The sequence below is a fragment of the Mycolicibacterium sp. HS_4_1 genome (genome assembly GCF_054515875.1).
The window spans coordinates 154,623-168,989 of record NZ_CM137261.1; the positions used below are offsets into that span (position 1 = coordinate 154,623).

Below are 14,367 nucleotides of genomic sequence, written 5' to 3' on the forward strand. Positions count from 1 at the left end.
GATGCTCACCCGGTTTCTGAAGATGCAGTTGGTGATCTTCAGCATCCTCACGGTGGCCGCGCTCGTCGGCCTGTCCCTGGTCTACCTGCAGTTGCCGACCTACCTCGGCGTGGGCATGTACCGCCTGTATGCCGACCTGCCGAACTCGGCGGGTCTGTACAAGACGGCCAACGTCACCTACCACGGCATCACCATCGGCAAGGTGCTGGCGGTGGAGCCGACCGAGACCGGCGCCCGCGTCAAGATGGACATCGACGACAAGTACAAGATTCCGGTCGACACGGTGGCCAATGTCCACTCGGTGTCGGCGGTCGGTGAGCAGTTCATCGACCTGGTGTCGCCGGACAACCCCAGCCAGTACTTCAAAGAGGGCCAGACCATCTCCAAGGGCACGGTGCCCAAGGAAGTCGGCCCGGCGCTCGACTCGGCCGAGAATGGCCTGAAGGCGTTGCCCAAGGAGAAGATCGGGGCACTGCTCGACTACACCTCGGAAGCGATCGGCGGCCTCGGTCCGTCACTGCAGCACCTCGTCGACGGCACTCAAGCGCTGGCGGGGGACTTCAAGGACAACCTCGGTTCGGTCGACGACATCATCCAGAACTCGGGACCGATCATCGACAGTCAGGTCCAGTCCGGCGACGCCATCTCGCGGTGGGCCCGGAACCTGAACGTGCTGGCGGCGCAGTCGGCCCAGCAGGACGCGGCGCTGCGTGGCGCCATCCAGCAGGGCGCGCCGACGGCTGACCAGCTCAACGCGGTGTTCGGCGAGGTCCGTGATGCGTTGCCGCAGTCGCTGGCCAACGTCGAGATCGTCCTGGACATGCTGAAGCGGTACAACAAGGGCCTCGAACAGGTGCTCGTGGTGCTGCCGATGGCCGGTCCGATCGTCGACTCGCTGACCGCGGTCTACGAGAAGGAACTGCCGATCAACCTGGCGCTGGGCATCAACCAGCCGCCGCCATGCCTCACCGGCTTCCTGCCGGCGTCACAGTGGCGGTCCCCGGCGGATACGTCCACCGCGCCGCTGGCGTCGGGCCTGTACTGCAAGATTCCGAAGGACGCCCAGAACACGGTCCGCGGTTCGCGCAACCTGCCCTGTGTGGACAACCCGGCGAAGCGCGCGGCCAGCCCGATGGAGTGCCGCGACAACAAGCCCTACGAGCCGCTGGGTACCAACCCCTGGTACGGCGACCCGGACCAGGTCGTGAACTGCCCGGCTCCGGCCGCGCGCTGTGATCAGCCGGTCGATCCGGGCAAGGTGATCCCGGCGCCGTCGATCAACAACGGGATGAACCCACTGCCGGCCAACATGCTGCCGCCTCCGGAGCGGGCGTCGGCTCCGTCCAGTGACCCGGTCAGTGCCCCGGGGCAGGGCACTGTCGCCTGTAGTGGACAGCAACCCAACCCGTGCATCTACACTCCGGCTGCAGGACCAGCGGCCACCTACAACCCGCAGAGCGGTCAAGTGGTCGGACCGAATGGTGTGAAGTATTCGGTCAACAACTCGAGCAACCCAGGAGACGACGGATGGAAGGAGATGCTGGCACCAGCCAGCTGAACCCCACCGATGAGCAGGACGTCACGTCGCAGGACGTGGTGACGACAGAGCCGTCTGCCGAGGAATCGATCGAGGAACCGGACGTAACCGGCGAATCAGAGGGTGCGCGGCGCCCCGCCCGGATCGGGCGGGGCATCGCCCTGACGGTGTGTGCACTATTGGTGATTCTGGCCGCCGCGGTTGGCACGGGCGGTTGGTTCGCGCTCAAGTCGCATCGCGAGAGCCAGGCGCTGGCGGCGAACGAGACGGCCGCCATCACGGCGGCCAAGGACTGCGTGACGGCCACCCAGGCGCCTGATACGTCGGCCATGATCGCTGCGCAGACGAAGATCATCGAGTGCGCCACCGGCGCGTACGCGACGCAGGCTTCGTTCATGAGCGGTATCACGCTCGATGCGTACAAGGCCGCCAATGTGCAGGTGCAGATCTCACAGATGCGGGCCGCCGTCGAGAAGCACAACGACGACGGGTCCATCGACGTCCTGGTGGCGCTGCGCGTGAAGATCAGCAACAGCGCTGAGAAGGACAAGGAAGTCGGTTACCGGATGCGAGCGCAGATGGCACCGGTGGACGGGAAGTTCAAGGTGGCCAAGCTCGACCAGGTCACCTCGTGACGGTTGGACAGGAGACGACGAGCCCCGAGGCAGTGAGCACCGAGTCTGGGCACGCCGAGGCGGCGGTCCAGGCGGCACCGGTGCTGGCGTCGTGGCCGGCGCGCGCGGGCGCCTTCGCGCTCGACGTGGTGCTGGGCGTGGCAGTCATCGCCGTCATGGCCTTGCTGGGCTACGCTGCCCGGGCCGACTGGACGCTGTGGGTGTACGCCGGGCTGGCGACGCTGGCGGCGGCCGCGATCCTGGTGAACCGGTGGCTGCTGCCGTCGATCACGGGGTGGAGCCTGGGCCGTTCGCTGTTCTCGATCCGGGTGGAGCGGGTACCCGCCGGCGTTCCTGCCGGCATGGGCCGGCTCATCCTGCGTGACCTCGCGCATCTGCTCGACACCGCTGCGGTACTGCTCGGCTGGCTGTGGCCACTGTGGGATCCGCGTCATCGCACCTTTGCAGATCTGTTGGTGCACACGGAAGTTCGCGTCGTTTCGGCGCCCGAGCGCGACCCGGGCCGGCGGGCCGGGCAGGTGCTCGCGGCCGCGGCCCTGATCTGTGTGGCCGCAGTGGGGCTGAGCTACGGCGTGCAGTTCCGCCATGACCGCGCGGTCGACGAGGCGCGGCACCAGATTTCGGAGCAGGGCCCCAAGATCGTCGAGCACGTCCTGAGCTACGGCGTCGACACCTATCAGAACGACTTCAAGACCGCCCAGGCGTTGGTCACCGACGGTTACCGCGACCAGCTGATCAAGCAGCAGCAGATCAGCAGCAAGAAGCCGACGACCAACCAGTACTACGCGGTGAGCAGCGCGGTGTTGACTGCCGACGCCGACAAGGCGACGATGCTGCTCGCCCTACAGGGGCAGCGCGGCGTCGACACCAACTCGCTGCGGTTCATCACCGCGACCGTGCGGGTGGACTTCGTGAAGTCGCGGGACGGCAAGTGGCAGTTGTCGAACCTGACAGTGCTCAAGAGCCCGCGGGGAGGACGTTGATGAGCCCGCGCCGCAAGATCGATGCCGCCAAGCGCTTTGTCGCCGGTGATTACTTCAAGGCCGTGGCGGCGACGCCTCGCCGCGTGGTGCTGACTGTCATTGCTTGCGTGACAACGGTTTTGGTGATCGCCACGATCGCGGCCAGCAGCTATCTGTTGGTGCAGCACGAGGAAGACGTGACGAGCCAGGCCAAGTCGGCGGCCGTGCTGGGCTACGTGGAGGAGTTCATGAAGGGTTTCACCGCGGTCGACCCGTTCCACGCCAACAAATACGTCGAGCGGATTGCGGGACAAGCCACTGGCGAGTTCGCCAAGCAGTTCAAGGACAGGCGTGACCAGATCGTGCTCCAGGTGGCGCGCGCACAGCCGGCGGAGGGGACGGTTGAGGCCGCGGGTGTCGCGCGGTGGAATGACGACGGCAGCGCGGACGTGCTGATCGCGATGAAGCTGACGACGACGACGCCGGACGGCAACGCGACCGTGGAAAGCGGATCGCGTTGGGTGGTAACGGCAACGCAGGAAGGGCAGCAGTGGAAGATCAGCCGCATGAATCCGGTGATGTGACCCCCGGGGAGTCAGTGGCCGACGCTGCGCAGGGGACGGCCGATGCGCCGCAGGGCAAGGCTGCCCGGCGCCGCCACCGGCTGCCGCGGCATCAGGTCGGCGTCGGCGCGGCTGCGGCTGGAGAGACCGCGGCTGAAGACGTCGCCGCTGACGGGGCTGCCGCTGACGATGCCGCCACGCAAACCGACGCCGAAGCTAAGCCCGAAGATGCTGCCGCGCAAGAAGATTCGGATACCGAAGCGACCGACGAGGTAACGGCCGAGGAGTCCGAGGCGGCGCCCGTGGTGCTGGTGCCGCACCGTCCTGCCGGGCGCAAGCTGCTGGCGGCGGGTGTCGTGGCGGCGGCATTGTTCGTCGGTGCCACCGCGTTCGCGGGTGCCGCGGCTCAGCCGTATCTGGCGGACCGTGCCTTGGTGCACAACAAATTCGAGGTCGCAAAGACCGCTGCCGCGGCGGTGACCACGCTGTGGTCGTACTCGCCGAACGACATGGACAAGCTGGCGGACCGGGCGCAGCAGTACTTGACCGGCGGCTTCGCCGAGGAGTACCGCAAGTTCGTCGACTCGATCGTCGCCAGCAACAAGCAGGCTCAGGTCACCAATCAGACCAAGGTGATGGGCACAGCGGTGGAAAGTATCGGTGCAAATGAGGCCACCGCCATTGTCTACACCAACTCCGTCGCGACCAGCCCGCTGACCAAAGGCATCCCCTCGCTGCGGTACCTCTCCTACCGGCTCGTCCTGAAGCGCGCGGGAGCCGATTGGAAGGTCAGTCAGATGAGTGCTCTGACCAAATTGGATCTGACGCCGCAGCTGTAGCCGAGGGCGCGGGTTTTCGTGTTTGCCTGAATTGATGCGCGCTGCCTGTCAGCACACTGTGAGCCGGCTGTCTTCGTCTTGGTTGCGAAGGTGGTTGGTGTCAGGTGGCTTGCGACGACTATGGCTTGAATCACGTTCGGACCTGCGGCGGTCGGGCATCACAGTCACCAATAGCGTCAACATTTGCCAGGCTGCGGGTGTGGTCACGTCACGTCTCGCTCGTGTTTCAGCAAAGAATTTTCACTGCGCGAAAATTTGCTGACTGCGCCGCGTTCACCGGCCGGGGTGAGCCTTATTCAGCCATTTGCCAAATCTGGGAAAGCGGCAGGTCAGGGTGGGTGTTGGAGCTGCGATGCATTAATGTTACCGTCCGGTTGATAACCAGTTGCGGTGGCTGAGGGGACGGGGCTGATGGCTGTTATGCAACTCGCTGGGCGGGTTCAAGCAAAGCGGGCGGCATTGCTGGGTGCGGCTGCCGCAACAGCTACCGCGATGACCGTGACGGCGTCGGTGCCGAACGCGCCGGCTCCGCGACCGGTGGTGGTGCCGTCGTCGCACCCGGCGGTCAACCTGTCCGCGTTCACCACGCCGTTCCCGAAGCCGGGCGTCTGGCCCGACATCACCGGCGGCTTGGGCAATGCCGTGTACAACCAGGTGCAGAACGGCATCGACGCACTGGCGCCGGCGATCGTCCAGGCGCTCAGCGGCCTCGGCGGTCTCAGCGGGCTGAACCTCACCAATCTCATCAACCAGCTGCCGAAGAATCTGCTCAGCCAGATTCTCGACGCGCTGCCCATCCAGCTGACGCCGCTGCTCAACGCGGCCCTGGGCCCGCTGATCACGGGCGCGCTGGTGCCGCTTCTGCAGGGCCTGCAACTCATGGATGCCCAGGGCAACATCACCCTCAGCGGACTGCTGGACGTTCTGGGTATCAACCTCAGCAACATCCTCGACCTGAGCAATCTGAACATTCCGGGCGTCAAGATCGTCACGGCCGGGCCGGTGTTCAGCTTGCTGAAGATCGCCGGGCTGGACCTGGGCTGGACCCCGGGCACCGCGAACGCCATCGCCAACGCCATCAACAACACGCAGTACCTCGATGTCGGCGCCATGGGGCTGCTGAACACGGTGCTCAGCCGGGCCTCGCAGCTGCCGGCGCTGGGCCCGCTGGTGACGGTGCTGCAAGGCGCAATCGACACCGTGGGCGGCATCCTGGGCTTGGACAAGCTGGACCTGATCGACGTGCGGGTGCCTATCAGCGTCGGCTTCGGCCTCGGAGCGTTCTCCATGGGGCAGGCGTATTCGAAGGTGCTGGCGGACTTGTCCAACCAGCCGGGTGGGACCACGCATACCGGCGCCAGCCCGGTCCTCGGCAGCCTGACCGTCCTGCCGATGATCCTGCTGAACAACCTGGGCCGCGCCAACGGCGGCCTGCTGGCGCGCTTCTACCCGCTCGGCGACCTGCTGGGCATCAACCTGATCACCCCGGATGTGGCTGCCGCGCACAGCGGCGGAATTCCGCTGCTGAACACCGGGCTGTCCATCGGCGGCGCGAACCTGCTGCCCGTCAAGGTCGACGCGACCCTCGAATACCAGCCGTTCTCCGACCTGGCCGCCTGGCCCAACCCGTTCAGCCTGGCCAACAACCTGGTTGCCGGCACCCTGCCGACCTACCTGCTGCGCGGCATCTCGACCGCCACCCTGACCAACCAGCTGACCACGCAGCTGGGCGCCCTCGCCGGCGGCTTGCTGACCGGAAATCCGTTGGCGGTCAACATCTATCTGACCGTCCCGACCAAAACCCTGCCGTTCATGGAACCGATGTACCTGACCGGTGACGTGCTGAATATGATCAGCTTCGGCACGCTGGGCAGCCCCATCTACAAGCTGGCCAACGCGCTGGCCCCGGCTATGACCAGCCTGGTGAACCTGGGCTACACCGATGTGGTGCGCAACCCGGACGGCACCTACAGCCGCACCCTGAACGACCCGGGCACCCCGACGCCGTTCTTCTCGTTCCCGAACGTCAACTGGCAGCAAGTGCCGGGAGACATCATGAACTCGCTGGTCACGGGCTTCAAGAAGGAGTTCTTCAGCGCCAACCCGACGGCCGCGCCGGACAACGCGATCGAGGCGCTGATCAAGCTGATCACCGGTGGCAAGTTCAGCGGCGTCAACCCGCTGAGCGGCCTGGCCGGTACGGTGCAGAACCTGCTCAACGGCGTGCTGGGCACGCTCGGCGGCCTCACGCAGGGTGCGACGGTCAACTCGCTGGCGGCAAAGCAGGGCGTCGTCAGCACGGCGGCCGCGACCGACATTCCGTCGACCACGCCGAAGCTGCAGCCGTTGTCGGCCAGTCTCACCGGCCTCACCGGTACGAGCAAGAAGGACGGCAAGCTGGCCACCGAGCAGTCGGCCGGTGCAAAGGACAAGGCGGCCGAGGACAAGACCGGCACCGCGACGACCGCCGAAGATCCAAAGACCGACCCCAAGACCGACCCCAAGGCAGGCGACACCAAGACGGACCCCAAGGCCGACCCGACGACAGATCCCAAGGCGGGCACCGACGGTTCCTCGGGCAAGCACGCCGCCGCGGACGGCACCCCGTCCACGCCGGACAGTGGCAAGAAGCCGAAGCACGCCGCGGACGACTCCACCGGTGCGACCACCGCGGGTGCGGACAAGACGGGCACGAAGACGGACAAGCCGGCCAAGGCCGACAAGTCCGCCAAGGACAAGTCGGACAAAACCGCGAGCGGCGACAAGCCGGCCAAGGCCGACAAGTCCGCCAAGGACAAGTCGGATAAAACCGCGAGCGGCGACGGGTCGGCCAAGACCGACACCCCGAAGACCAAGCAGCAGAAGAAGGACGGCGCCGCCAAGTCGACCGCCGGCACCGGTGGTAGCTCGGGCGCACACGCCGGCTGACACCCGGAAATGCGGCATTGAGGACGCCCGACGCGAATGCGCGTCGGGCGTCTTTGTGACTAACGCGCGAGGGTGCGCACTGGTCGAGACGCTGCTCGCGCGCCGGTCTGGAAACTTGTTCGCGGCGGCGGGTCGGCCCAGCCGATCAGGCGACCCGCGAGGACGACCAGACCGACGAGCAGACGCCCCACAAGCCACACGCTGAGGCCAATGCCTACACAGAGGCCGACGGCAAGGCAGAAGAGCGCGAGCCCGATCCGAAATCCGACCCGAAGTCCGATCCGTACACAGGTGCGGAAGCTGCGGGCGCCACGACCGCTACCGAGCAGCTGCCGGGTGAGCAGGTGGGTATGGGCGACGACCCGGGCCACCTCGCGCGTGGAGACGCGGCGTCCCAGCGCCAGGGCGCCAAGGCTGTGCAGCAGCCGAAAAGTGCTGGCGCCGAGGCTGATTCCGGTGCCTGTGGCACCGGTGGAGAAGTGGCGTGACGCCTGCTGCCTCAAGCGAAGCCGAGCCAGCCGGGTAGTGCGCGCTCTCGGGAGTCGCACAGCACTGCGGGGGTGTCGCAGGAACCGCGTGGCGTGCCGGAGCCGGCCCAGCGGCCGCCGGTGTCGCGGCGCAGCACGATGGCGGAGGAGCCGCCGCCGTCCAGAAGGATGGCCGTGTCGCTGCCGAGCCCCCGGAACAGATCCTGGATCTGGTCGGGGGTGTAGCTGCCGCCCTGGAAGATATACATCTCGTCGCGGCTGCGTACGTAGGCCAGCGCGGTGCGGGCGGCGCTGGGGCCGCCGTCGTTCAGTTGGCCGGTGTCGCCGGGTGCCAAGAGGCCGATGCCGCTGACCGCGACGAACCGGGCGCCCTGGTTCACCAGGTTGTTGACCGCTGCGGTCGCGGCGTGGAAATCGCTTGTGCTGCTTGGCGTTATCATGTACGGCGCGCCGTCGGACGGAATGATCATGGTGCTGAGCGCGGTCCACACCTCGTTACCGCCGGACAGGCCCTGCTTGCCCGCGTAGGGGATGGTGCCGGTGACGGCGGCGTTGGCGCGGCCCTGGCCGCGGGTGTTGTCGACGTAGGCGCCCAGCGGCGAGCTGCATCCCGTGGACATCCACGACCCGCCCTGCTGGCCCCGGATGTCGAAGAAGTTGGCGTTCACCGCGATGGTGGGTCGGCCCAGCGCCTGCCAGGCTTCCAGTGGGGTGAAGACCTCAGAGGCTTGCCACAGTCCTTCGGCGGTGCGGGCGCGGGGATCACGCTCGCAGCGGGACTGGATGCCGCGGTGGGAGTCGACGAGCAGGCGCGGGTTCATGCGCTGGGACGCCGCTTTGATGACGGTCAGGTGCCCGCCGTTACCGGACTCATACCAGTTGCCCGCGGCGTTGAGCAGGGGCGCGGGGTGGTCGCCGCCGAAGTTGTAGACCAGGAAGCTGCCGCGGTAGTTGGTGATGGCGTTGACCAGTAGCGAGCGGCCGTCGGCGGCATGGGCCGCCGGTACTCCGATGGCGCCGACGAGGCCGGCGCACAGGGCCAGAAGTGTTGTGCGCCTGAGGATTCTCCGCGCGCGACGGTAGGTGTCGAGTCGGGTATCCGGCCCGAGAAACGACATTGTGGCCCTTTCTCCGGTTCGATACAACGACCTTCAGCGTAGCCACAGCAAACACTCTGTCAACTTTGGTCACGCCGGCATCACGGGACCATGACAGATGAATCACCCTGGTGGACAGCGCAATTGGCCCCGCCGCCGACCGGGGTCAGGGCGGGGCCGCCGGCGTGGGGTTACGAGCCGAACAGGTCGGTGTGCATTTCCCACGCCAGGATTTCGGCCGGTGTGGTGGCGGTGATGCGCTGGCCGCCAGAGGCGGTGAGCCGGACGGCGTCGCCTTCCTGAAGCGGCCCGGCGCCTTCGAGAGCAACCTCGCCGCGCGCCACGAACAGGTGCAGGTACTTGGCTGATGGCAGTTCGACGCTGTCGCCCGGTTCCAGCCGGGCGCCGTGCAGCGCGGCGTTGCGCTGGCCGATGGTGATGGCGGTGTCGTTGGCATGGCCGGGCATGCCCGAGGCGATGGTCACCAGCTTGCCGCGCAGCAGCTCGTCGTCGATCTCCAGCTGCTGGTAGCCCGGTGTCTTCCCGGACTCATCCGGAACCACCCACATCTGCACGAAATGCACTGGCTCACTGTGGGATTCGGCTCCTGTGAGGCGCCACGAATCGTTCTTCTCCGAGTGCAGGATGCCGTGCCCGGCGGACATCCGCTGGGCCAGCCCGGGGTAAATGACGCCCGAGTTGCCGGTCGAGTCCTGGTGCACCAGCGACCCGCGCAGTACCCAGGTGACGATCTCCATGTCGCGGTGCGGATGGGTCTCGAAGCCCGAGCCCGGCGCGACGCGGTCGTCGTTGTTCACCAGCAGCAAGCCGTGGTGGGTGTTGGCGGGGTCGTAATGATCGCCGAATGAGAACGAATGCTTGGAATCCAGCCACGAGATGCGGGTCGCGTCGCGATCGGCGGCGCGGCGGATGTCAATGCCGGCAGTCGGGTTTCTCGTCATTTCTACCCCTGTCGTTGTCGGTGAGCTTAGGTGTCGCTACTGGACGTCACAACATAAATGATGTGTCATATATTTCGTGTGGCTGACTGACGACCAACAGGACCTCTGGCGGGCCTACCTGGCGATGAGTGGCGGTCTGCAAGCGGCGCTCAATCGGCAGCTGCAACGCGACCACGGACTGTCGCTGGCGGACTACGACGTGCTGGTGGCGCTCAGCGAACTGCCCGAGTGCCGGATGGGTGAGCTCGGTGCGCACCTGGGGTGGGAGCAGAGCCGGGTCTCGCACCAACTGGCGCGGATGCGGGCGCGTGGTCTCATCGAGCGGTCCGGGGCGGCCGACGACCGGCGTGCGGCCGTCGTCACCCTCACCACGGGCGGGCGGGACGCGCTCAAGGCCGCCGCGCCCGGGCATGCCGAGTTGGTCCGCTCGGTGGTGTTCGACGGCATGAGTCGGACGCAGGCGGAGGCGGTGCGGCGGTGGGTCGCGACGGTGCTCGAGCGATTGGCCTGAACGGACCCCGAGAGTCGAAGCGAATTCGCGGCTACAGTAGGACCGTCGGGTTTGCGGGGAGGATTCACGTGAAACATGCAGTCGTCACTGCTGCCATGGCAGGCGCGCTGGTCGCCGGGCTGGCGTGGTCGCCGACCCCGCAGGCGCACGCGGAGGGATCCTGTGTGCCGTTGGACGGCAGCCCCATGGTGGTCACGCGGAACCCGAACACCGGCATCGGCAAGAAGCTCGATATCGTCCGGACCTACACCTATTCCGACGGCATGGTGAATTGGACCATCCACCAGGACGGCGGGATCAAGGACAACACCGGCCTCGGGTTCGGTGCCACCATCAACCAGATCTACATCCCGGAGCTCGACTCCAGCGGGTCGGTGCCCGGCAATCCCGGTGATGTGGTCAACATCGATAGCTGGCACTTCCACACCCGTGTGACGATCTGCAACCAGTAGTTCGCTGAGCATTGTGAGGTCTGTCCCACTGAATGGATGGCCTCGCATACGCTGTCGGCGTGGATATCAATGGAGCTAGCGCGGTCGTCACCGGCGGCGCGTCAGGAATCGGTGCGGCTGTTGCCCGTCAGTTGGCCGCCAAGGGTGCCCGGGTCGTCATTGCCGACCTTCAGGCCGAGAAGGGCGAGGCGCTCGCCAAGGAGATCGGTGGTGTCTTCGTCACCGTCGACGTCACCAACACCGAGCAGATCATCGACGCGGTCAAGACCGCCGCTGACCTCGGCCCGCTGCGTGCCCTGGTGAACTCGGCCGGTGTCGGCTGGGCCCAGCGCACCATCGGCAAGGACGGCGAGTTCGAGTCGGCGCACAACCTGGACCTGTACAAGAAGGTCCTCGACATCAACCTGGTGGGCACCTTCGACTGCATCCGGATCGCCGCCACCCAGATGAGCAAGAACGACTTCACCGAGGCCGGTGAGCGTGGTGCCATCGTCAACATGACCAGCGTCGCGGCATTCGACGGCCAGATCGGCCAGGCGGCGTACTCGTCGTCCAAGGGTGGCGTCGTGGGCCTGACCCTGCCGGTCGCGCGCGACCTGTCGGCAGTCGGCATCCGCGTGAACACCGTGGCCCCCGGCCTGATCGACACCCCGATCTACGGCGAGGGTGAAGCCTCGGAGGCGTTCAAGGCCAAGCTCGGCGAGTCGGTGCTGTTCCCGCACCGCCTGGGCAAGCCCGAGGAGCTGGCCTCGATGGTCATCGAGCTGATCACCAACTCGTACATGAACGCCGAGGTCGTCCGCGTCGACGGCGGCATCAGGATGCCTCCGAAGTAGCAGCAGTAGCAGTTCTTCCCGGTCACTTTCGAACCCCCCAATCTCCAACGAGATTGGGGGGGTTCGGCCGTTTCGGAGCGGGAGTCCGGACGCGATCCCGGCTGCACCTTCGCGGGCGGTGTCGAACGCAACCAGGTGGCGGAGAAACCGGCCTCGAAGCGCCGTGCAGTTGCGTTCGGCACCGCTACGGACGACGATCGGCGCGAGCCTGACCTGACGGCGAAAATTCGCGTGCAACATCGCCTTCTGGTCAGGCTCGGCAAAAGCGCGACGAACTCGTGGCGCAGCGGCAGGGCAGCTGGCTGCACATTCGCCACGGAAAACCTGTGAATCGCTCGGTACGCTCGGATGGCATGACGCGCACGCGGTTCCGGCCGGTCGTATTTCTCGCTCTGTTGATCGCCTCGGTGTGGTTGGTGGCCGGATGTGGCGGCAGCAACTCGACGCGGCACAACGACTCCGCACCGGCGGCGGCGCCGCTCAAGAGTGGGGCGGACTTCAAAGGCAATGCCCCCGAGGCGCCCCCGCCACCTGTCGAGCCGGCGCGGGACGTCGTCAAGACCGCGTCGCTGATCCTCGTCACCGCGGATCCGGTGGCAGCGGCGGACAAGGCCACCGCGCTCGTCGACAAAGCGGGCGGGCGCGTCGACGAGCGCTCGGACGACGCCGGATCGACCTCGGGCCGGGCGAGCGTCCACCTCGTGTTGCGCGTTCCGGCCAATGGGCTCGACGCCGCGCTGGCCTCGCTCAATGGGCTCGGCACCGTCCAGACCCTCGAGGTGAAGACCGACGACGTCACCACGCAGCGCGTCGACCTCGACGCCCGGATCACCGCGCTGAAGACGTCGGTGGATCGACTGCTTGCGATCATGCGCGATTCCAAAGACCCTGACGCGCTGATCAAAGCCGAGGATGCGCTGTCGAAGCGGCAGGCCGAGTTGCAGAGTTTGCAGGCACAGCGTGACTCTCTCCGCGACCAGATCACCTACAGCTCCATCGATGTGCAGATCACCGCAGAACAGCCGGGCGGCCCTGTCTCGGAGCGCTATCACGGGTTTTTCGGGCAGGTCGAGCGAGGCTGGGATACGTTGTGGGCCTTTGGTTCTCACCTAGTTTTGGCGTTCGGCTTCCTGCTGCCGTGGCTGCTGCCGCTCGCGGTGCTGGGTGGGGTCCTCTACGCATTCGTGAAGTGGACCGGCTCGCGTCACAAGAGCAGCGCGCCGGCAGAGCCTGCGCCGCCTGCCGGCCCGCCGCAGGAGTAACTCCCGCGAGCTGGGGGCACCTCCCGCTAGCGGGGCCAGACGCAAGACTGCCCCTTCTCCGAAGAGAAGGGGCAGTCTTGCAGCGCGCGAAGAACAGTTACCAGTCGGACTCGTCGAAGGTGACGACGCCGCGAATGTTGTTGCCGTCCAGCATGTCCTGGTAGCCCTGGTTGATGTCCTCGAGCTTGTAGGTCCGCGTGATCATGTCGTCGATGTTCAGCAGGCCGGACTTGTACAGCGCGGCCAGGCGCGGGGTCTCGATGTGCGAGCTGCCGCCACCGAAGATGTTGCCCTTCAACGTCTTCTGCAGCATGGTGAACAGGAAGAGGTTCAGCTTGACGTCGGCATCCATCATCGAGCCCATGCCGGTGACAACGCAGGTGCCGGTCTTGGCCGTGAGGATCATGGCCTCTTCGATGTACTCGCCCTTCATCTCACCGACGGCGATGATCACCGTGTCGGCCATCAGGCCCCAGGTCAGGTCGATCATCGGCGCGATGGCCTCGGCCATCGACGGGTAGACGTGCGTCGCACCGAACTTCAGCGCCTGCTCACGCTTCCACGGGTTGGGGTCGATGGCGATGACGTGCTTGGCACCCGAGATCACGGCGCCCTGCAGCGCGCTCATGCCGATGCCGCCGACGCCGACGATGACAACCGACTCACCCGGCTGAACCTGCGCGACGTTGGTGGCCGAGCCGAAGCCGGTCGGCACCGCGCAGCCCATGATGGCGGCCGACTCGAACGGAATGTCCTTGTCGATCTTGACGACGGAATCCTTGTGGACCGTCATGTACGGCGCGAAGGTGCCCAGCAGGTTCATCGCCGCGACCTCTTTGCCGCCGGCGGTGTGAATGCGGTTGGTACCGTCGGCGATCGACTTGCCACCCAGCAGGACGGCGCCGCGGTCGCACAGCGAGCGGAAGCCCTTCATGCACGGCGGGCAGGAGCCGCAGGCCGGGATGAACGCGAGGATGACGTGGTCGCCCTCTTCGATGCCGGTGACGTTCTTGCCGACCTTGGTGACGACGCCCGCGCCCTCGTGCCCGCCGAGGCAGGGCAGCGGCATCGGAGTGGCACCGGTGGTCAGGTGGTAGTCGGAGTGGCACATGCCCGCGGCATGCATCCGAATCTGTACTTCGTCGGCAACGGGGTCACCGAGGTCGATCTCCTCGACCTGGAACGGGGAGTTCACTTCCCACAGCAGAGCGCCTTTGGTCTTCATGACGAAGATCATAGCCACAAAGTAAGAACACGTTCCAGAAAGGTGCTATAGCAGGCACTCCACCTGGGTA

Annotated in this window: 14 protein-coding genes; 10 read left to right on the forward strand and 4 right to left on the reverse strand. The window is 66.4% G+C overall.

Annotated elements, in window-relative coordinates:
- Position 1: 1 nt before the first annotated feature.
- The 6 genes from ACX12F_RS00685 to ACX12F_RS00710 all read left to right on the forward strand — a co-directional run bounded on the left by ACX12F_RS00685 (position 2) and on the right by ACX12F_RS00710 (position 7,464).
- A complete protein-coding gene (locus ACX12F_RS00685) occupies positions 2–1,558 on the forward strand; it encodes an MCE family protein (RefSeq protein ID WP_459367819.1) in 1,557 nt (518 codons plus the stop codon).
- Complete coding sequence (locus ACX12F_RS00690; protein ID WP_459367820.1) at positions 1,528–2,172, forward strand: hypothetical protein; 645 nt, start codon at positions 1,528–1,530, stop codon at positions 2,170–2,172. Before ACX12F_RS00685 ends, ACX12F_RS00690 begins: the two co-directional genes overlap by 31 nt.
- Positions 2,169–3,155, forward strand: coding sequence for an RDD family protein (locus ACX12F_RS00695; protein WP_459367821.1), 987 nt, complete (start codon positions 2,169–2,171; stop codon positions 3,153–3,155). Before ACX12F_RS00690 ends, ACX12F_RS00695 begins: the two co-directional genes overlap by 4 nt.
- Entirely contained in the window at positions 3,155–3,718 is a 564-nt protein-coding gene (locus ACX12F_RS00700) for an Rv1363c family protein (RefSeq protein WP_459367822.1), read from the forward strand. Before ACX12F_RS00695 ends, ACX12F_RS00700 begins: the two co-directional genes overlap by 1 nt.
- Positions 3,685–4,536: a mammalian cell entry protein gene (locus ACX12F_RS00705; protein ID WP_459367823.1), complete on the forward strand. Its 852-nt coding sequence runs from the start codon at positions 3,685–3,687 to the stop codon at positions 4,534–4,536. The genes ACX12F_RS00700 and ACX12F_RS00705 overlap by 34 nt, the downstream gene beginning before the upstream one ends.
- A gap of 411 nt (positions 4,537–4,947) precedes the next feature.
- The gene (locus ACX12F_RS00710; RefSeq protein ID WP_459367824.1) at positions 4,948–7,464 is read left to right on the forward strand and encodes a hypothetical protein; all 2,517 of its coding nucleotides are present in this window, start codon (positions 4,948–4,950) and stop codon (positions 7,462–7,464) included.
- Between the two features lie 59 nt (positions 7,465–7,523).
- Here ACX12F_RS00710 and ACX12F_RS00715 read toward each other — a convergent pair whose 3' ends face one another.
- The 3 genes from ACX12F_RS00715 to ACX12F_RS00725 form a co-directional block, all read right to left on the reverse strand.
- Complete coding sequence (locus ACX12F_RS00715; RefSeq protein ID WP_459367825.1) at positions 7,524–7,967, reverse strand: hypothetical protein; 444 nt, start codon at positions 7,965–7,967, stop codon at positions 7,524–7,526.
- Positions 7,964–9,070: a phosphodiester glycosidase family protein gene (locus ACX12F_RS00720; protein WP_459367826.1), complete on the reverse strand. Its 1,107-nt coding sequence runs from the start codon at positions 9,068–9,070 to the stop codon at positions 7,964–7,966. Before ACX12F_RS00720 ends, ACX12F_RS00715 begins: the two co-directional genes overlap by 4 nt.
- A 170-nt stretch (positions 9,071–9,240) precedes the next feature.
- On the reverse strand, positions 9,241–10,011 hold the full coding sequence (locus tag ACX12F_RS00725) for a pirin family protein (RefSeq protein ID WP_459367827.1): 771 nt from the start codon (positions 10,009–10,011) through the stop codon (positions 9,241–9,243).
- Positions 10,012–10,078: 67 nt separating this feature from the next.
- Between ACX12F_RS00725 and ACX12F_RS00730 the strand changes: the two genes are divergently transcribed.
- The 4 genes from ACX12F_RS00730 to ACX12F_RS00745 all read left to right on the forward strand — a co-directional run bounded on the left by ACX12F_RS00730 (position 10,079) and on the right by ACX12F_RS00745 (position 13,072).
- Positions 10,079–10,522 (forward strand): MarR family winged helix-turn-helix transcriptional regulator, encoded by a 444-nt coding sequence (locus ACX12F_RS00730; RefSeq protein ID WP_459370566.1) that lies wholly within the window; start codon positions 10,079–10,081, stop codon positions 10,520–10,522.
- A gap of 68 nt (positions 10,523–10,590) precedes the next feature.
- Positions 10,591–10,974, forward strand: a complete 384-nt coding sequence (locus ACX12F_RS00735; protein WP_459367828.1) for a hypothetical protein — start codon at positions 10,591–10,593, stop codon at positions 10,972–10,974.
- A gap of 32 nt (positions 10,975–11,006) precedes the next feature.
- Positions 11,007–11,810 (forward strand): SDR family NAD(P)-dependent oxidoreductase, encoded by an 804-nt coding sequence (locus ACX12F_RS00740; protein WP_138228089.1) that lies wholly within the window; start codon positions 11,007–11,009, stop codon positions 11,808–11,810.
- A 353-nt stretch (positions 11,811–12,163) separates the two neighbouring features.
- Entirely contained in the window at positions 12,164–13,072 is a 909-nt protein-coding gene (locus tag ACX12F_RS00745) for a DUF4349 domain-containing protein (RefSeq protein ID WP_459367829.1), read from the forward strand.
- A 97-nt stretch (positions 13,073–13,169) separates the two neighbouring features.
- Here the strand turns inward: ACX12F_RS00745 and ACX12F_RS00750 are convergent, their stop codons facing one another.
- The gene (locus ACX12F_RS00750; RefSeq protein ID WP_459367830.1) at positions 13,170–14,297 is read right to left on the reverse strand and encodes an NDMA-dependent alcohol dehydrogenase; all 1,128 of its coding nucleotides are present in this window, start codon (positions 14,295–14,297) and stop codon (positions 13,170–13,172) included.
- Positions 14,298–14,367: the final 70 nt, after the last annotated feature.

Coding starts and splice junctions, on each gene's coding strand:
- ACX12F_RS00740 (WP_138228089.1), top strand. CDS start 11,007: ATGGATGGCCTCGCATACGCTGTCGGCGTGGATATCAATGGAGCTAGC.
- ACX12F_RS00700 (WP_459367822.1), top strand. CDS start 3,155: ATGAGCCCGCGCCGCAAGATCGATGCCGCCAAGCGCTTTGTCGCCGGT.
- ACX12F_RS00690 (WP_459367820.1), top strand. CDS start 1,528: ATGGAAGGAGATGCTGGCACCAGCCAGCTGAACCCCACCGATGAGCAG.
- ACX12F_RS00745 (WP_459367829.1), top strand. CDS start 12,164: ATGACGCGCACGCGGTTCCGGCCGGTCGTATTTCTCGCTCTGTTGATC.
- ACX12F_RS00750 (WP_459367830.1), bottom strand. CDS start 14,297: ATGAAGACCAAAGGCGCTCTGCTGTGGGAAGTGAACTCCCCGTTCCAG.
- ACX12F_RS00725 (WP_459367827.1), bottom strand. CDS start 10,011: ATGACGAGAAACCCGACTGCCGGCATTGACATCCGCCGCGCCGCCGAT.
- ACX12F_RS00710 (WP_459367824.1), top strand. CDS start 4,948: ATGGCTGTTATGCAACTCGCTGGGCGGGTTCAAGCAAAGCGGGCGGCA.
- ACX12F_RS00720 (WP_459367826.1), bottom strand. CDS start 9,070: ATGTCGTTTCTCGGGCCGGATACCCGACTCGACACCTACCGTCGCGCG.
- ACX12F_RS00685 (WP_459367819.1), top strand. CDS start 2: ATGCTCACCCGGTTTCTGAAGATGCAGTTGGTGATCTTCAGCATCCTC.